15 protein-coding genes are annotated in these 19,613 nt (G+C 29.6%); 6 read left to right on the forward strand and 9 right to left on the reverse strand.

The window, feature by feature from the left end; translation table 11 throughout:
* Nucleotides 1-121: 121 nt before the first annotated feature.
* Nucleotides 122-1,000, reverse strand: coding sequence for a DUF4198 domain-containing protein (locus HRT41_10645; GenBank protein ID NQY24485.1), 879 nt, complete (start codon nucleotides 998-1,000; stop codon nucleotides 122-124).
* A gap of 229 nt (nucleotides 1,001-1,229) precedes the next feature.
* Between HRT41_10645 and HRT41_10650 the strand changes: the two genes are divergently transcribed.
* Genes HRT41_10650 through HRT41_10675 form a run of 6 tightly spaced genes read left to right on the forward strand, consistent with a single transcriptional unit; the run spans nucleotide 1,230 to nucleotide 7,185 of the window.
* Nucleotides 1,230-1,454, forward strand: a complete 225-nt coding sequence (locus HRT41_10650) for a ferrous iron transport protein A (GenBank protein ID NQY24486.1) — start codon at nucleotides 1,230-1,232, stop codon at nucleotides 1,452-1,454.
* Nucleotides 1,447-3,909 (forward strand): ferrous iron transport protein B, encoded by a 2,463-nt coding sequence (gene feoB, locus HRT41_10655; protein ID NQY24487.1) that lies wholly within the window; start codon nucleotides 1,447-1,449, stop codon nucleotides 3,907-3,909. Before HRT41_10650 ends, feoB begins: the two co-directional genes overlap by 8 nt.
* On the forward strand, nucleotides 3,902-4,204 hold the full coding sequence (locus tag HRT41_10660) for a hypothetical protein (GenBank protein NQY24488.1): 303 nt from the start codon (nucleotides 3,902-3,904) through the stop codon (nucleotides 4,202-4,204). The genes feoB and HRT41_10660 overlap by 8 nt, the downstream gene beginning before the upstream one ends.
* Nucleotides 4,201-4,353, forward strand: a complete 153-nt coding sequence (locus HRT41_10665; protein ID NQY24489.1) for a FeoB-associated Cys-rich membrane protein — start codon at nucleotides 4,201-4,203, stop codon at nucleotides 4,351-4,353. The genes HRT41_10660 and HRT41_10665 overlap by 4 nt, the downstream gene beginning before the upstream one ends.
* A gap of 1 nt (nucleotide 4,354) precedes the next feature.
* A complete protein-coding gene (locus HRT41_10670; protein NQY24490.1) occupies nucleotides 4,355-5,278 on the forward strand; it encodes an ABC transporter ATP-binding protein in 924 nt (307 codons plus the stop codon).
* Entirely contained in the window at nucleotides 5,278-7,185 is a 1,908-nt protein-coding gene (locus HRT41_10675) for a DUF4857 domain-containing protein (GenBank protein NQY24491.1), read from the forward strand. Before HRT41_10670 ends, HRT41_10675 begins: the two co-directional genes overlap by 1 nt.
* Nucleotides 7,186-7,271: 86 nt before the next feature.
* On the opposite strand, the gene pgi is transcribed toward HRT41_10675, so the two are convergent.
* The 8 genes from pgi to HRT41_10715 all read right to left on the reverse strand — a co-directional run bounded on the left by pgi (nucleotide 7,272) and on the right by HRT41_10715 (nucleotide 19,606).
* Nucleotides 7,272-8,921 carry a glucose-6-phosphate isomerase gene (pgi, locus tag HRT41_10680; protein NQY24492.1) on the reverse strand — a complete coding sequence of 550 codons (1,650 nt, stop codon included), beginning with the start codon at nucleotides 8,919-8,921 and terminating at the stop codon, nucleotides 7,272-7,274.
* Between the two features lie 92 nt (nucleotides 8,922-9,013).
* Entirely contained in the window at nucleotides 9,014-10,843 is a 1,830-nt protein-coding gene (locus tag HRT41_10685; GenBank protein NQY24493.1) for a phosphogluconate dehydratase, read from the reverse strand.
* Nucleotides 10,836-11,534 (reverse strand): 6-phosphogluconolactonase, encoded by a 699-nt coding sequence (gene pgl, locus HRT41_10690; GenBank protein ID NQY24494.1) that lies wholly within the window; start codon nucleotides 11,532-11,534, stop codon nucleotides 10,836-10,838. The genes HRT41_10685 and pgl overlap by 8 nt, the downstream gene beginning before the upstream one ends.
* A complete protein-coding gene (zwf, locus tag HRT41_10695; GenBank protein NQY24495.1) occupies nucleotides 11,524-12,987 on the reverse strand; it encodes a glucose-6-phosphate dehydrogenase in 1,464 nt (487 codons plus the stop codon). The genes pgl and zwf overlap by 11 nt, the downstream gene beginning before the upstream one ends.
* Before the next feature lie 441 nt (nucleotides 12,988-13,428).
* Nucleotides 13,429-14,859 carry a GGDEF domain-containing protein gene (locus HRT41_10700; GenBank protein NQY24496.1) on the reverse strand — a complete coding sequence of 477 codons (1,431 nt, stop codon included), beginning with the start codon at nucleotides 14,857-14,859 and terminating at the stop codon, nucleotides 13,429-13,431.
* Between the two features lie 163 nt (nucleotides 14,860-15,022).
* Nucleotides 15,023-16,558, reverse strand: coding sequence for a glutamine-hydrolyzing GMP synthase (guaA, locus tag HRT41_10705; protein ID NQY24497.1), 1,536 nt, complete (start codon nucleotides 16,556-16,558; stop codon nucleotides 15,023-15,025).
* A 217-nt stretch (nucleotides 16,559-16,775) separates the two neighbouring features.
* Nucleotides 16,776-18,155 carry a sodium:proton antiporter NhaD gene (gene nhaD, locus HRT41_10710; protein ID NQY24498.1) on the reverse strand — a complete coding sequence of 460 codons (1,380 nt, stop codon included), beginning with the start codon at nucleotides 18,153-18,155 and terminating at the stop codon, nucleotides 16,776-16,778.
* Nucleotides 18,155-19,606, reverse strand: a complete 1,452-nt coding sequence (locus HRT41_10715; protein NQY24499.1) for an FAD-binding protein — start codon at nucleotides 19,604-19,606, stop codon at nucleotides 18,155-18,157. The genes nhaD and HRT41_10715 overlap by 1 nt, the downstream gene beginning before the upstream one ends.
* Nucleotides 19,607-19,613: the final 7 nt, after the last annotated feature.

The following is a 19,613-nucleotide window of genomic DNA, read 5'->3' on the forward strand; positions in this document are numbered from 1 at the left end:
TCCTCGTATCCTCAAGGGATTAAACAATAATCTTTCTTAAATATAAAACCATCATTGTTCAATATAAAGTTATCTTTTTCTCTTAAAAAATACCTTATATCTCCTATATTAATGTTCTTCTTTAGTGAACAATAAAGGTAAGTGTTGTTGTTTCTTCTATTGTTTTAACTTTATTTTTTAAGTGTTTTAATTTTATGTTGTTTTGTACTTCATCTTTATGAGTAGTAGATATAAGCCACTGTCCTTTATTTTGAACTCTAATTTGTGCTTTGCCATCAACAATATATGAAAGCAAGGAAAACTTTTCTTTTTGTCCAAAAGTATTACTTGATGCAGTAATATATTCCATACTAGAAGTAGAGGCAAGAGGCTCTCCATAAAATAATACATCAAAACTAAGTAAATCTCCTACTTTTACCTTAGATAAATCATTTAAAGGTATAAGCTCTAATCCTTGTTTTAAGGGCTTTATTTTTTTCCATTTTCCAAGAGTAATATATGCTTTTGCAGTTCTTTTTCCTTGCAGTGAGCTAATAACACGTTGAACATTCTTTGTTTTATCAATACTGGTAAATTTTAAACGTGTACGATTTTTTGTATCAATATATTTAAGCAAATGTGTTTCTTGCGATTTTGCTTCTAGTATATACACACCTTCTTTACTTTTTTCCTTAAAGGCGATTTTTTGCAATGCAATATCGTAATCATAAACATCAAAGTTTTTTGTTTTTAGTTTAACAATTGCTAAAGAAGAACTCGGAATTCTTAAGTTTATTTTTTTCAAATCAGGACTTGTAAGAGTAAATTCTTTAATATTTACTTTTCCATTATAAGAATTTAACATATCATCAATAGGTGTTGTATGTCCCCATCCAATACTAACCGAAGCAGAAGATGGGCTATAATTTTTAGACTGCAAAGCATTAACCCAAAGCATATGAGAAAACATTGAATTTGTAACAAAAAGAAGTACAAATAATAATTTATTTAAGTGGTTCATTTTTTTCCTTAATATTATTTAAATGCGAATAGCATTTATCTTAAATTTTATTTTCATAAAAAACAGACATGACAAGCAAGATATAAAAAATATTTACAAGATGAATAACTCGACTGTATCAATAGTGTAGCGATTAAGAACAAATTTCTTATTTTCTTTAAATTTTGTTAATAATATTGATAATCTATTTCATAAACAGGGTATTATATCAGAAATCATAAGGTAACTAATGACCCTCGACCAAATGGATAAAAATAAAACTGCTTTAATAACAAAATTAGACACCTCTGGAGTTTTGCTTAAAAAATTTTATGACATGGGCTTTATTGAAGGCAGCCAAATAAAACTAATTAGAAAATCCCCCTTAAATGATCCTATTGAAGTAAAAATTTCATCTTATTATATTACTTTGAGAATACAAGAAGCTAAGTGTATTAAGGTTAGGTATGAGTAGTATTCAAGTTGCTTTAGTAGGACAACCTAACTGTGGAAAATCTACCATTTTTAATATGCTTACGAATGTAAAACAGCATATTTCAAATTACCCAGGGGTAACTATTGATAAAAAAGTAGGCTCTTTTTCTTTTAATGATAAAAAGATTGCTATTATTGATTTACCAGGTACCTATTCTTTTTCATCTTTTTCAGTAGAAGAAAAGATCACAAGAGATTATATTTTAAAGCAAGATACAAATATTATTTTAAATACAGTAGATGCTTCAACATTAAGACGAAATTTATATTTAAGTATGCAGCTTTTTGATATGCAAAAACCTATGATAATTGCTTTTAACATGATTGATGTAGCAATACAAAACGGTTATGAATTTGATTTTACGCGTTTAGAAAAACTGTGTAATGCAAGATTAATTCAAACCGTAGCATCAAAAAAAGAAGGAATAAATGAGCTAAAAAAAGCAATACTTGAGGTTGATAATAATAAAGAAGCTCATATCTCAAATGTTATTGATTATAAAAATTTGCAAAAACATGTAAATATCATTCAAAAATTAATCGAACCATTAAAACTTGAACATTCTTCTTTTTACATTAGCATTAAACTTTTTGAGCAAGACAAACAAATGTTTGATTATGTAAAAGAAAATATAGTAGAATCTAAAGAAATTTTTGATGCCCTAAAAGAGCAGGCAGCATTATTTGAAAAAGAGTATGAACTTACTGCTTCTTCTTATATTGTAAGAACCAGATATGACAAAGCAGATGAATGGCTTAAAGTATGTACAAAAAAAAGTAATTCTAAAAGAACCATAAGTGATAAAATTGATTCTATTGTATTAAATAGATTTTTAGCTTTACCCATTTTAGGACTTATAATATTTTTATTGTACCAACTTTCAATTGTTTACGGTTACGAACTTACAAATTATACCTGGCCCCTTTTGGCTGCTTTAAAAAACCTTGTTATTTCTTTTTTTCCAAATGAAAATATTACTTCCATTCCCTATATTACACAACTGGCAATTTGGATGATGAACAGTGTTAATGCTTTGCTTAATTATCTTCCAATATTTTTAATACTTTTCTTTTTGATTGCATGTTTAGAAGATGTAGGATACATGCCTCGTATGGCTTTTATCTTAGACAGGCTCTTTTCACGCTTTGGTTTACATGGAGAGTCCACGCTTCCTTTGGTTTTAGGTGGAATTTTTGCAGGAGGTTGTGCTGTTCCTGGAGTTATGGCTACAAAAGGAATGAATGATAAAAAAGCAAGAATGATTACAATGCTTACCGTTCCATTAATGAATTGCCTTGCAAAAATACCTTTTTATACCCTTATCATTGCAGCTTTTTTTAAAGAAGACATGGCAATTATTATGTTTTTAATTTCTACTGTAACTATTTTTATTGCTTTAAGTGTAGGAAAGATTCTCTCCCTTAGTCTTTTTGTTTCTTATGAAACAACTCCTTTTATTATGGAGCTTCCTTCTTATCATCTGCCTACGCTAAGAGGTATATTAATAAAAGTGTATGACAGGATTTGGCTTTATCTTAAAAAGATTGTAACCATTGTAGCAGCCGTTGCTGTGGTATTATTTGTATTAATACAAGTGCCAGGGGTTTCAAAAGAAAAAAAAGAAGTTTTTGATGCCCAAGCCATTAAAATGCAAAAAGATTTTTATAAAAGAATTCAAACAAATACGTATCTTTCACATATTGATGAAAAAAGTGAGTTTAAAGCCTATATCAACTACTACAATACCTACAGAGCTAAACGTATGAATACAACAAATAAAAATACAGCTAAACGTATTGATGCAAGATATATAGAAAAGAATCCAGTCTTTTTTAAATTTGTTAAACCCAAACGAGATAAAGAAGCAAGAAAAATAAACAAAGCCTTTAAAAAATTCATAAGAGCACGAAAAGCACTTTTTAGAAACCTTAAAAATGAAAAAGTTGAAAACTCTGCTTTAGGAATGATGGGGAAATTTTTTGTTCCACTTACTCAATATGCGGGATTTGACTGGAAAATCAATGTAGCATTCTTAAGCTCTTTTGCAGCAAGAGAAAGCTCAGTTGCTACCATTGGAGCTTTATATGAAAACAATAATGCTGCAAACTCTAGAAACAATAATGCAATAGCAAGCTCAAATTTATACACAGAAGTAAGTGCTATTGCCATTCTTATATTTATGGCTTTAACCCCACCTTGTATTGCAACAATGATTATGATTAAAGTTCAAACCAATTCTTATAAATGGATGATATTTGCAACTATTTATCCAATAACCTTAGGAATATTCGCAGCAATTTTAGTAAATAATGTTGGAAATGCTTACTTTTTAAGTGGGGTAGAAACAATGATCTTCTTTTATATCACTGTCATTTTAATAACTATAGCTTTAGGTTTAATCCCTAATTCAAAAAAAAAGGAAATATATGTATAAAAAAATCTTAATTTCGCTTATTTTACTTGTAAGTAGTGCACAAGCACATACAGCGATTATGTCTTGTTTTGACAACGGCGATGAAAACATTGTATGCGAAGGTGGTTTTTCAGACGGTAGTTCAGCTAGTGGTATTTTGTTTTTTATTAAACAAAATGAAACAACCATTATGGAAACCAGAATGAACGAAGACAGTGAAGTGGTTTTTAGAAAACCGCAAGGTGCTTATACTGTACACTTTGATGCAGGAGAAGGTCATAAAATAGCTATAAAAGGGGAGGATATTGTAGAATGAGTATAGAAGAATATATTTTCACAGGCCTTATTTTAGCCTTTGCATTAGGCTATATTTACAAATCTCTTTTTAAAAGTAAGGGTTGTGGTTCTTGTGGGTGTGGAGATGAGAAAAGCAAAACTCCTAAAACTAAATGCAGTGATTCTTAAAATGGAAAATGTAATTGAAGTAAGAAACCTAAGCCATGCTTATGGGAAAAAAAAGATTTATGACGATTTGAATTTTACTGTTAAAAAAGGCCAAATAGTAGGACTTTTAGGTAAAAATGGGGTAGGAAAAACCAGTTTAATTAATATCTTAATGGGATTTTTAAAACCACTTGGGGGAGAATGTTTAATTTTTGGTGAACCTTCATCATCTTTAAGTGAAAATACCAGAAAAAGAATTGGTTTATTACATGAAGGGCATCAGACTTTTGAATTTATGACCATTGAACAAATTGAAAAATTCTATAGTCCTTTTTATGAAAAATGGCGTAAAGATATTTATTATGATTTAATGGATTTATTGGCATTACCAAAAACACATAAAATATCTAATATGTCTTATGGGCAAAGGTCACAAGTAGTTCTTGGCCTAATTTTTGCTCAAGATCCTGATTTATTGGTACTGGATGATTATTCTATGGGTTTAGATGCAGGTTACAGACGATTATTCTTAGATTATCTTCATGATTTTGTCAAAAGCGAACAAAAAACGGTGTTTGTTACTTCTCATGTAGTTCAAGACCTTGAACACTTAATTGATGAAATCATTCTACTTAATAAGGGTGGAGAAATATTAAAAACAAACTTAGATGATTTATTAAACAACTTTAAATCCTATACCCTTGATTTTACCCTTCCTAATGATTTAAAAATTAGGGAAATTGAGCGTTTGGTCAAAAGTGATGTTATTAGAAATATAGAAGTATCTAAAAATGCTCTAAGGCTTTATTCTTATGAAAATGAACAAGAAGTACTTAAAAATCTGCAAGCCTCACATAATGTTTTTGCACCGCTTAATCATACACATATAAACAGAAAAAAAATCAATTTAGAAGATGCTTTTATTGGTTTAATGGGGAGATATTAATGTTTCAAGCTATTTTATCAAAAGAGTTTTTAAAAATAAAATATATCTATTTCACTTTAGTAATTTTATTTATTGCTGTTTTATTGTATTTATATATAAGTACCTTACAAAATTTTACTAAAATAGAGCCACACAGTATGTTATGGTATCAAGCTGTGCATATTGGAAATATTTATTATGATGTTCTTAAATTTCTGCCTTCTTTTGCTGCTTTTATAATTGCACTGGCGCAGTTTCTTCCTGAAATTCATAAAAAGAAGTTTAGAATTCCTCTTCATTTACCTATCAATCAAAATAAAATGGTTTTTTTATATTTAAGTGTTGGTTTATTACTTTTAGTTTTAGTAAATAGTATTTTATTATTGTGTTTATACTTTATTTCATCTGTTTTTTATCCTTCTTTAATTGCAGTTTCTGCTATACAAACTGCTCTTCCTTGGATATTAGCATCTTTTGTCGTTTATACTTTTTGTGTTGCAATTATGATAGAACCTTATTTTAAAAGAAAATTCTTATTATGTATATTAATGATTATGATTGTTTCATTCTTTTTCTTAAATGACAAATATCAAGGCTATAACCACCTTTATACTTTTTTAACTGTTCTGCTTGTATTATCATTATTTATGCCTCTACTCTCTTTATATCGCTTTAAAAATGGGCATTATTCATTGTTGAAAGAAAAAAGTTTTATTCCTAAACTTTCTTTTCTTATTTTTCTTGTATTGTTTTTAACTTCTTTTAGTTTTTTTCTGCCCTATAGTACAAAAGCCCTTTCAAAAAATATTGATTTGGCTACTTATGTATTTTATTCTGCACCCCAAAAACAATTTATGTATAAACAACACTTAGGTTATCATCATTTTGTATATGGAAATGACAAAAATGAAAAACTTAGTTTAAAAGAGTATGAAAAAGCCTTACCCTTTATTTATTGGAGAAACTTAGATATACAAAAAAAACTACCTATTGTAATTGATGGTATTTCTTATGATAAAAAAACGATAAAAAAAGCAAGACAAAGTTTTAAGTTTGCTTATAACAATGTAAATGAAAATATAAATCAAATAGCACTTTATCCTTTATTTAATCCAAGCAGTAAAAAAGGAATTATTTCTTTCCCTAACCTTATGTTTAATCTCGACCAAGAATTTAGTATTTATGATTCAGAAGATAATAGTAAAGATGTAGAATTAAGTAAGCAATACACTCTTGCTTTAAAAAACAAAGGTTTTTCTTTTCCAGCTAAAATTATTGCGGGGAAAACAACCAATATGAAACCTTTAGATGAAGGTTATTTTGTTCTTGATAACAAAAATAAACTTTTTCATTTCAAAAGATATGATGATGAACTGTTTATTAAAAATGTTTCTTATGATTCAAAAATAAAAATCACACAAATTAAAATTGCTGAAAGTAGAAAAAAAGAATTTTATGGTTTGATAATAGATGAAAACAACAATGCTTATGTTCTTATGTATAAGAATTATAATTTTGTTAAATTACCATTAAAATACTACGATAGTAATACTATGAAACTTGAGATTTATGCAAATGCGGTGAATAAACTCATTCGTTATAAAGATGAGAAGTATATTTATGCTGTTGCTTTTGATAAAAACTTCTCTTATCTTGATGAATTTAAAGTAGGCATTCCTCAAGTAAGTTCTTTGTATCAAACATTTTTTGATTATGCATATACCTTTAATATAAAAAAGAATCCTTACAAAAGTTATGAAGAATATTCTTTTGAGATAGGTGCAAAAAAAGCCTTTGTTTTATCTTTTTGTTTAGCTCTTTTATATTTACTTCTTTTTAGAAAAGAAAAAAAAGAAACAAGAATACTAAAATCGATACTTTTACTTTTTACGGGTTTGTATGGAGTTTTAATACTTGCAGTCTTATAACGCAGAGAAGAGATTTTTTTCTCTACGTTTAATGCTATATTTAAATTACTAAAGTCAATTTATATATAAAAACAATTACGTCGAAATTAAAGACTTTCGCTCCACTTAGAAATACTTTTTAGCAAACCAGCACTTGAAGAATCCAGTTCTTCTTCATTTACTTTTTTATCTCCTACTACTAAAGATAACATTTCAGTAGCCAATTCTTTTCCAAGCTCAACACCCCATTGATCAAAAGAATCCACACCCCATATCACACCTTCTACAAAAACTCTGTGTTCATACAAAGCAATAATTTTTCCAAGTGTTTTTGGATCCAATTTTTTATACATTAAGGTAGTTGAAGGTCTGTTGCCTTTAAATTGTCTGTGCGGCGCCAAACGAATCGCTTCTTCATGAGAAACACCTCTTTTTTTAAGTACTTTAATTACCTCATCCAAGCGTCTTCCTGCCATTAATGCTTGGCTTTGTGCCAGACAATTTGCAAGTAAAAGATTATTGTGCTCATCCATATCTTTCTCATGTTTGTTAACAGCTACTAAAAATTCACAAGGAACTATTTCTGAACCTTGATGCAATAACTGAAAAAACGAGTGTTGAGAATTGGTACCTGCATCACCCCAAACAACTGCTCCTGTTCGTACATGAATACTATCCCCATTAGAAGAAATACTCTTGCCATTACTTTCCATATCTAATTGTTGAATATAAGAAGGAAAAGAACTTAAACGCTGATCATAAGGTAAGAGAGCCCGTGTAGAATAATCACAGATATTAATATGCCAAATACCAATTAATGCGAGGAGTACTGGTATATTTTCTTCCAGAGGAGTATTTTTAAAATGCTGATCCATTTCATAAGCACCTTCTAAAAACTCTGTAAAGTTTTTCATACCAATGGCAATCATTACACCTAACCCAATAGCACTCCAAATTGAGTATCGTCCCCCAACCCAGTCCCAGTATCCAAATACTCGCTCTTCTTTTATTCCAAATTCTTTTGTTTTTTCATGAGCGGTTGAAATAGCTACAAAGTGTTCTTTAGCACCATTTTCGCCAACCCCCTTGATCATCCATTTTAATGCGGTTTTTGCATTGGTCATAGTTTCAATAGTAACAAAGGTTTTTGAAGCAACTAAAATTAAAGTATCACTGGGATCAAGCGTATTTAAAACATCGTATATATGTGAAGAATCAATATTAGATACAAAATGAATTGTTGGCCCATCATGGTAAGGTTTTAAAGCTTTTGTAACCATTGAAGGTCCTAAGTGCGATCCTCCTATTCCAATATTAACAACATTTTTGAATTTTTTTCCAGTCGAAGATAAAATACTCCCCTCTCTAATACCATCAGAAAAAGCTTTCATTTTTAATAAACTCTCATTAATATCAGGCATGATATCTTTTCCATCTACATATATAGGCTCATGGGATTGATTTCTTAAAGCTATGTGCAATACTGCTCTGTTTTCAGTGATATTAATTCTATCCCCTCTATACATTGCTTCTCTTTTTTCTTCTAGTTTACATACCCCTGCTAATTCAATTAATGTTTTTTTAATTGCTTTATCAATATGTACTTTTGAATAATCAAGAACCATATCTTCACAAGAAGTACTAAATTCATTAAATCGTTCTGGATTTAAGGTAAACATTTCATTAATGGTACTTTCATCTACTTGTTCTTTTAATTGTTTTAATTTATTGAAAAGTTTATCTCTTTTTTCATTCATATTAACTCTTTCTCTCTCATTTTTATAAGGCTTCTTTTTTATTTTTCATATTCTGTAAAATTTTTCTTTTTAATTTGTGATCTTATCTTTACCTAGTTTTTTTCCTCTCCAGGTAAATCAAAAATAGAAGCACCCTCTTCAGCACTGCTTATACAATATCTTACACTTGAAAACAAATCTCTTCCAAAACCATATACATTATGAGAGACATCGACTTTTTCTTCTTTTCTATTAGATAATTCCTCTTGCGTAACTTCTACATGTAATTCACCCTTAAGTACATCCAAACAAATAATATCATTATCACGGATAAGTGAGATAACTCCCCCTTTTGCAGCTTCTGATACCATATGTATAGCTGAAGGTACTTTTCCAGAAGCCCCCGACATTCTACCATCTGTTACAATTGCTACATTAAAACCCTTATCTTGCAAGACTCCTAAAGCAGGTAATAAACCATGAAGTTCAGGCATTCCATTTGATTTAGGTCCTTGGTATTTAACCACCGCTACAAAATCTTTTTCTAATTTTCCTTCTTTAAAAGCATTTTGCAATTCATCTTGAGAAGAAAAAATAAGAGCAGGTGCTTTAATATATAAGTGATTTTCTCTTAAAGCCGATGTTTTAATAACCGATCTTCCAATATTACCTTTTAAGAGTTTTAATCCCCCTTCTTTAGAAAAAGGTTTGGCATAAGAAGAAAGAACATTTAAATCTCTTGAAACCTTAGGACCTTTTGTAAATACTAAACGATTATTATCTAAGGCGGGTTCTACTATATAATTCTTTAAACCCTTCCCTACTACTGTTTGAACATCTTCAAAAACTAAACCAGCTTCAATAAGCTCATGAATAACAACACTCATTCCTCCTGCATCTCTAAAGTGATTAACATCAGCACTTCCATTTGGATACATTCTACATAATAAAGGAGTTACTTTAGAAATAGCATCAAAATCATCCCAGTTGATAACAATTCCAGCTGCTTTTGCCATAGCTATTATATGTATAGTATGATTAGAAGATCCCCCTGTTGCCATAAGACCAACAATAGCATTTACAAAACTTCTTTCATCAAGAATATCTGCTATGCAGGTGTAATTATCGCTTAAAGAAGTCATTTTTAAAATTCGTTTACAGGCTTCTTGTGTTAAAACATCTCTTAATTGTGTATTGGTATTAACAAAAGAAGCATTAGGAAGCTGTAGTCCCATCATTTCTAATAACATTTGATTGGAATTTGCTGTTCCATAAAATGTACAAGTACCACTGCTGTGATAAGAAGCGGACTCTACTTTTAATAAGGTGTTTTTATCTACTTTTCCTGCTGCATAATCTTGTCGTACATGAGATTTTTTACTGTTTGATATCCCTGAGGTCATTGGTCCTGCTGGAATAAACATAGCAGGTAAATGTCCAAAAGATAAAGCACCAATTAATAAACCAGGAACAATTTTATCGCATATTCCTAAAAAAACAGCTCCATCGTATACATTATGAGATAAACCAATAGCAGTACCCATTGCAATATTGTCTCTTGAAAAAAGACTTAACTCCATTCCTTCTTGCCCTTGTGTAACTCCATCACACATAGCAGGAACACCTGCTGATACTTGTGCCGTTGCACCTTCTAGCATAAGTGTTCGTTTAATTAGTGAGGGATATACACTATAAGGCTCATGTGCAGATAACATATCATTGTAAGACGTTATAATAGCAATATTGGCATTTTTACTACCTCTAAGAGATTCTTTTTCTTTGTCATTCATAGGTGCCATTGCATGCGCTAAATTACTGCAACCCAAAGAAGTACGATTAACTCCTTTAGTTTTTGCTTTTTCTACTCTTTCCAAATAAATTGAACGACTTTTTTTAGACCTATTTATGATGTTTTCTGTGATTTCTAAGATTATTTTATTCATGTGTAAAAACCTCCACGATTTTTTCTTTTTGATTAAGAATTGAAGATATTGGCATTGTCTTTATATCTTCTTGTTTTAAAGCATTTCTAAAAACTTCATTCTTTTTTGAACCCTCAAAATGCAAATAAATATTATGGGAAGAAAGAATGGCTTTTTTTGTTAAACTCATTCGCTCATAAGGTGCTGTATCTGGTTTCATATGCACACATAAACTTTGATTATTATCATCATACGCTTCTTTTAATTTTACATTGTTTGGAAATAATGAAGCCGTATGTCCATCTTCTCCCATACCTAATACAAGTACATCAAAAGGAAAAAGCTCTTTTTTATAAATAGCAGAGCATATAAGCTCAGCATCTTGTGCTTTTATGTTTTTTTGATACATAGAAACAAAATGGGCTTCTTTTGCACAGTTCTTTAATAAATGGGTTTTAATCAAAAGAGCATTACTATCTTTATTATCTTCCTCTATCCATCTCTCATCCACTAAAGCAATATTTACTTTATTCCATGCAATATTGCATTTACTTAATTTTTCAAATAAGGGTTTAGGGGTACTTCCCCCAGAAAGTAATAAACTTGCTTTTCCATTTTTTAAAATACCTGTACTTAAAGCAGAAATGATTTTTGAAGAAAGATTTTCTATGAGTTCTTCTTTTCTTTTAAAATTATTAAGTTTATTCATCATTCCACGCCCTTCCATCTTTTGCAATTAATTGTACTGCTGCACTGGGACCATTGGAACCAGCAGAATAACTCTTCATAGGACTTAAATCTTCATCCCAAGCTTTTATAATAGAATCCGTCCATTTCCATGCCGCTTCCACTTCATCAAGCCTCATAAACAGTGTTGGATTATCATGAATAACATCTAAAATCAAGCGTTCATAAGCTTCATGATTCCTTTTTGTCTCTAAAGGAGAATTTAATTCTAAATTTACTTCTTGTACTTTCATACTATCACTTAAACCAGGTACTTTATTTAATAAAGAAAGCGTAATACTCTCTTCTGGTTGTAAAGTAATAACAAGTTTATTAGCAGGCATAGAAGCATCATTATTTTTAAAAATAGAATGAGGTACAGATTTAAACTGAATAACAATTTCAGAATTTCTCTTTTGCATTCTTTTTCCACTTCTAATATAAAAAGGAACACCATTCCAACGCCAGTTATCAATATCAACTTTAATAGCAGCAAAAGTTTCTGTTTTACTATTACTTACTCCCTCACCTTCTAAATAACCAGGTACACTTTTGCCTTCACTCATACCTTTTTTATATTGTGCTCTTACTGTATGAGAAGCTATATCAGAAATAGTAATTTTTCGTAAAGACCTAAGAACTTTTACTTTTTCATCTCTTACACTGTCAGCATCTAAAGAACAAGGTGGCTCCATTGCGATTAAACACAGCAATTGCATTAAATGATTTTGTATCATATCTCGCATAGCTCCATACTGGTCATAATACGCCCAACGCCCTTCAACCCCAACACTTTCAGCAACAGTAATTTGAATATGATCAATATTAGATGCATCCCATAAAGGCATGATAAATCTGTTTGAAAAACGTAAAGCAAGAATATTCTGTACTGTTTCTTTTCCTAAATAATGATCAATTCTGTATATTTGTCGCTCGCTAAAATATTTAAGAACTTCTGTATTAAGAGCTTGAGAAGAAAGTAAATCTCTTCCAATAGGTTTCTCTAGTACTACTCTACTGTTTTTTGTAATTAACTTCCACTCACTTAAGGCTTTACAAATATCTGCAAAAAAATCAGGTGCTGTTGAAAGATAGGAAATTCGGTTTGTATTTGAAGAGTTTTGTAAGGTTATACTTAAATTTGAATAGGTACTATTATCAGCAAAATCTACTTTTTCAATAAACAATATCTTTGAAAAAGCTTTAAAATCATTTTGACTAAAAGCATCATCTTTTATAAACTCTTGTAATTTAGATTTAATTAATTTAATATTTTCTTCATGAGTAATATTTCTTCTTGTAACAATTATAATTCTACTTGAATCATCTAAGTATTTTTCATTAAACAGATGATATAAAGCAGGTAATAATTTTCTAAAGGACAAGTCTCCATGTCCTCCAAATATTATAATGTCACTGTTTGTATTTATAATATTCATTTATTTCCTTTTACTTCTTAGTCTTTGATATTTTAAAACGTATAAAAATTTATTTGTTTTTATAAGAATAGCATCAAATCTTTTAGTTAGAAACACTATACTTATATTATTTTCTAAGCATTCCAAACCTGCATGAGATATATTCATTATATCATTATATCATTATATCACTTTGTGTAAAATATTTTCTAAATGGCTTATGCAAGTACTTGAATAAAATACCTTAAAAATAGTAAGCATGCAAGGTGTATAACAAGAAATAATAGTTTAATCAAAACCATAACTTCTTAAAAAGTATAAATTATTTTATTATTTTAAGATTCAAGTATACAGTGAATATATTAGGGGAAATAAAAAAGAGATTAATTACTGCTTTGATAAGCGAGCTAAGAACTATTACATTTTTCGCAAAAGTAAGAGAAGATAAATTTATCGATACAACTAGATTACGCTTTGATTCTTACCTTGTTCTTTCGCTTTATATAAGTTTTTATCTACGCGTAAAAAAAGTTCATCTTTATTTTCATTATCTTGTTTTACCGCAATACCTAAGCTTACAGTCATTTTTTTATTAATTAAAGCATAAATTTCTTTATTATCAAAAATAGCAAGTCTTAATTTTTCTGCTAAAAAATAGGCTTCTTCATTATTTGTATTTCTTAAAACAACAACAAATTCTTCCCCACCCCAACGTGCAAGAATAGTACGAGAAGAAAAACAATTTTTTAGTACTTTTGCAATAATAACAAGTATTTTATCACCCATTTGATGTCCAAAAGTATCATTAATACTTTTAAAATCATCCACATCCAGTAAAATAAATGCCATATTCTTATTTTCTTTTGTAACAGAAGAAAAAATATGTAATAAAATATTTTCAAAATCAAACCTATTTGAAAGACCCGTTAAAGTATCCTTTTTGGCAAAAAACTCTAAGTATTTTTGATAATGATTGATATAATAAATAATGCTCATCATAATAAAAATAATTATAAAAATAAAGATAACAATATTAATTAAAAAATTATTGGTAATTTCTTTTAAAACATCTTGTTCTTTTGCTTCAATACATAAAAATAAATTCAATTCTTCAATAAAACGTATATTTAAGTGAAATGTTTCTCCTAAATATTCATATTCAAGAATACTGTTTTTGTTTTTTTTAAAATCATTAATTTTTTCATAAATAATTTCTTTAAAATGAGGGTTCTTTGCTTTTTCTAAATTCTTTGATTTTATTATAATACTATTGTTTTTATCAACAAAATAAACTTCATGATTGTACTTATTTTTATAGGTATCTAATAAAGAAGATACATGAGAGGTTTCAATACCAACACCTGTAATTCCAATAAAGTTTCCTTCTAAATCTCTTACTTTATAATTACTAAAGATACTTAGTTCGCCATTATTTGCCATATCAACATCAATATTACTTTCATAATCATTGTTTGAATTCTTTAAGCGGTAAAACCATTTATCCTCATCTTGTTTGTTATTAATTGTTTTTAAGATTCCTTTTTCGTAATAATAATTTTCACTTAAAGAAGAAACAAAAAAACTGCTTGAAGTATTGTATTTAGATTTAATTGCTCTTAAATATTCTTTAATTTCTTCAATATTATTTTTATTATTTTTTGCCCAAGAAATTAAAAATGTATTGTTTGACATTAAAGAAGAGATAAGTTTTGATTTTAATAAATCTCTTTGAATTTCTGAATATACATTGTCACTGCTTAAAGGTAATGAATGCAGACTTAAATCACGTTTTGCGAGATTTGATGCCATTTTATAACTCATATATGAAGCAAAAGAAAAACCAAATAAAAGAAGAAAAACGAGCAAGATAAAAAACTTATATTTAGTATTCAAAAAAGACCTTATTAAAATTATTTTTCACATTATACATAAAACAATCTTTATTTTAATACCAAAATTAGTTTATAGAATTAATTAAAATAGAAGAATAAAAGGATAAAAAAAGGAGATTAAAGAAGAATGTAATCTTACATTCTTCCTAAGTGTTGATATTTATTTATTCCCACTCAATTGTAGCAGGTGGTTTTGAAGAGATATCGTAAACAACTCTGTTTATTCCATCTACTTCATTAATAATTCTTCTAGAAATAGTTTCTAAGATATCATGAGGAATATGTGAAAAAGTAGCTGTCATACCATCAGTAGCATCAACTATTCTTACACAAACAGTATTATCATAGGTTCTATTATCACCCATTACACCAACTGATTTTACATTTAACATAACAGTAAACGCTTGCCATGTTTTATCATAATAACCCGTCGCATGTAAAACATCTAACATTACAACATCTGCTTTTCGTAAGATCTCTAAATCAGGTCCATTTACTGCACCCATGATTCTAATAGCAAGTCCAGGTCCAGGAAAAGGATGTCGTGCTAACATATCAGTAGGAAGACCTAATTCAGCTCCTAGAAGTCTTACTTCATCTTTAAAAATTTCTCTTAAAGGTTCAATTAACTCAAACGTCATCCAATCAGGTAAGCCCCCAACATTGTGATGTGATTTAATCGTTTTTGAAGGCCCTTTAACAGATACAGATTCAATAACATCTGTATATAAAGTTCCTTGCGCTAAAAACTCAATACCATCATGTTTTTTTGCTTCTATATCAAATACTTCAATAAATGTTTCACCAATAATTTTTCTTTTTCTCTCAGGATCAACTACATCAACCAACCTTGATAAGAATTTTTCACTTGCATCAATAGTAATTAAAGGAACACCTCTTAATTTGAACATAGCTTGAACCTGCTCAACTTCATTAGCTCGTAATAATCCATTGTCAACAAAAACAGGAACTAATTGATCTCCTATTGCTTCTGCTAATAGTGTTGCAACTACAGAGGAATCAACCCCTCCAGATACACCACATAGAACTTTTTTATTTCCGACTTTTTCTTTGATTAAGTTAATTTGTTCTTTTGCAAAAGAACCCATATTCCAAGTAGATTCACAAGAACAAATATTTTTTGCAAAATTCTTTAAAAGAATACTTCCTTCTTGTGAATGATATACTTCAGGATGGAATTGAAAAGCATAAATTTTTTCATCTTCATTTGCAATAGCAGCAAAAGGAGAGTTTTCACTTGTAGCAATTACTTCAAAACCAGAAGGTAATTCATCCACTTTATCCCCATGACTCATCCATACAATTTGTCCATCGTTTGAATTTTTAAACAAAGGGCTTTCTTTTTCAAATTTAAGTTTTGCTTTTCCATATTCATGAGAGGTTGCAGGAATTACTGAACCCCCAAAGAATTGAGAAATTAATTGCATTCCATAACATATTCCTAAAATTGGTAAACCCAATTTAAAAATTTCTTCATCGGGATGATAAGAACCTTCTGCATAAACAGAAGCAGGACCACCTGATAATATTATACCCTTAGGCGCTCTTGCCATGATATCTTCAATTCGTTCATTATAAGGTACAATTTCAGAATAAACTCCAGCTTCTCTTAATTTTCTAGCGATGATTTGTGTATATTGACTACCAAAATCTAATACTACTATTGGTACATGTTTCATTAAACAAATTCCTTTTCTTTATCTTAAGTTTTTTCTTATTATCGGGATTATATCTAAAAGTCCATTTATCTTTGCTAAAAGGAAGAAGGACGTATTTATGGGGAGCTATATCGGGTATGTAAATTTATTGTATACAAACACTTAATTATTTATTTTTAAAAGACAAAAAAAAACCTTGCATCAAAGATACAAGGTTTTTTAAAAAAGGAAATAAAGCTTACGCTCCAATTCCTAAAATTTGATATTGAAAATACCAAACAGCTACAGATACTATATATCCAATTAAAATAGTCCATGAATACTTCATATGTGCACCAAAAGTATAAATACCATGTAGTTTTCCCATTACACCAACACCAGCTGCTGATCCAAAAGAAATTAAAGATCCACCAACACCAGCTGTTAAAGTAACCAACATCCATTGATCTAATCCCATTACTGGACTTGCTTTCAATACAGCTGACATTACAGGAACATTATCAATAACCGCAGATAAGAAACCAACACCAATATTTGCCCATGTAGGACCCAATACATCTGGGTCGTAGACAACAACGGCTAATCCTAACCATCCAATAAAGTATAAAGCACCAACTGCTGCTAAAATACCAAAGAAAAACATTAATGTATTGTTTTCAATTTTTGCCATTGAGTGGAAAATATTAAAATGATCAACCCCGTATTTTTTCTTTAAAGCATAAGAATACAATTTAAGAATAGACAATCCAAACATCATTCCCCACATAGCAGGTAAATGTAAAATTTGATGAGACATTACAGCAGAGAAAATTGTAAATATTCCTAAGAAAATAACAACTTTAGCGCCTTCAGCCATTTTAGGTTTTTCTTCTGTACTTGCATCAAAAGGAGGAACATCAGTAGGAACAAATCTAGCAAGAATAACTGCTGTAACTATGTATCCAAGGATTGAAGCTGGGAATAAGAATAAGAAATCAACAAAAGACCCTTTTCCTGCAGTCCAAGCCATTAGTGTCGTAATATCACCAAAAGGAGACCAAGCACCACCAGCATTTGCAGCAACAACTATATTAATTGCAGCAGGTACTAAGAAATCTTTTCTCTTTTTTTCAATAGTAATTAACACTGTTGATAAAATCAACGCAGTAGTTAAGTTATCGGCAATAGGAGAGATAAAGAATGCCAAGATTCCAGTTACCCAGAATAATTGTCTGTAAGTATAACCTTTTGAAACAAGTTTATATTTAAGAACGTCAAATACTCTCATATGAAGTAATGATTCTATATAAGTCATAGCTACAAATAAGAAAAAGAAAATTTCAGCAATTTCTAAAATAAGATGTTGCGCTTGAGTATGAACCAAGTTCATATCCATACCATTTAAGGCGTAATATGAAGCAACAATCATAAACATAAATGTACCTATAAACAAGGCAGGTTTTGCTTTATCAATTTCGTATTTCTCTTCAGCTGCAACAAAATAATAACCAATAGCAAATATAAATAGTGCTGATAATCCTGCCCAAGTCATAGTAATATCTGGAATAGCACCAGTAGAACTTTCACTTGCAAATACTGCTACTGAGAAAAGTAGCAATGACATAATAACTTTAAACATTAATTCTCCTTAATATAATGTGCTCCAAGAGATTTTTCTCTTTTTAAAGCAGATTCTAGAATAGATTTTGCCGTAAGAAGCCTTAAGAAGAGAAGTCTTCCTAAGTCATATGTCAAGTAATTGTCAATTAATTGTAAAGATTTTGTTAAATCGGTCTTATTTCTGGAAATACTGGCACTTTCCCACATTATTTTTCTTAAATCATTCTTAATTTTTTTATCTATATCTTTGTTTCTCACATAAAACTTTACATTTTTCGTATACTTTTCTTGTGATATTTTAAAGTTGTTTTTTAACGAATCTTCAATTGCAATTTTAGAAAAAACAAGTCCCTCTAACAAAGAGTTTGAGGCCAATCTATTTGCTCCGTGTAAACCAGAACAAGAAACTTCGCCAATGGCATATAGATTTTTAAAAGATATAACTTTTGAGTTTAAATCAATTTTAATTCCCCCCATCGCATAATGAAAAGCGGGTGAAATAGGAACTCTCTCAAAGGGTAATTCATATCCCAGTTCATGTAAGTTTGCATAAATATTGGGAAACCTTTTTTGAAAAAACTCTTTGTCAAAAGTTTCAAAAGATAAATATATTTGTTTATTTGTTTTTTCATTATAATCAAAAATTGATCTGGAAACTACATCCCTTGGTGCTAATTCCCCATCTTTATGATAATCAAATAAAAATCTTTTATTATCCTCATCTACAACGTAAGCACCCTCACCTCTTAAAGCTTCACTTAATAAAGGTTTTCTAGCATAAGAAGTTCCTTTAAAAACAGTAGGGTGAAATTGCATCATTTCCATATCTTTAAGTTCTATGTTTTTTTCTAAACATATTCCTTGTAACTCACCAGCAACAGCAGGTGAATTTGTATGATATTTATAAATTGAGCCAATTCCCCCAGAAGCAATAATTACATTATTTGCATATACGACTTTCTCACTTGTTTCGCTGTCATAATATTTTGCCCCATAACAAATGCCATCTTGAATTAATAAATCATTTACAACTGCATCTGTAATAATGGGATGAAGACATTTTTCAAGTAGAAAAACATGCATCATTCTTCCTGTCGCATCTCCATCCGCATGTAGAATTCGAGGAATACTGTGTGCCGCTTCTTTTGTAAACGCAAGTTTATTTTGTGCATTTAAATCAAATTCAAGGCCTTCTTTGATTAAATCATCAATACAAGCACGCGAATTTTGAGATAATATTTCAACTGCTTCTACATTGTTGTGATTTACACCTGCAGTTAAAGTATCTTTAATATGTACGGGAATATCCGCCTCATTAAGTGCGGTTGCTACTCCCCCTTGTGCATAAAAAGTATTACATTCCCAAGGAGATTTTTTACAAATAATAAGCACTTTTTTATGCTTAGGAATAAGTCTTGCAGCATTAAGCCCAGCAAGACCAGCTCCAATTATCAAATAGTCATAAACCACTATTTTT

It is taken from the genome of Campylobacteraceae bacterium, from assembly GCA_013215945.1.
In the GTDB taxonomy this organism is placed as follows: Bacteria; Campylobacterota; Campylobacteria; order Campylobacterales; family Arcobacteraceae; genus NORP36.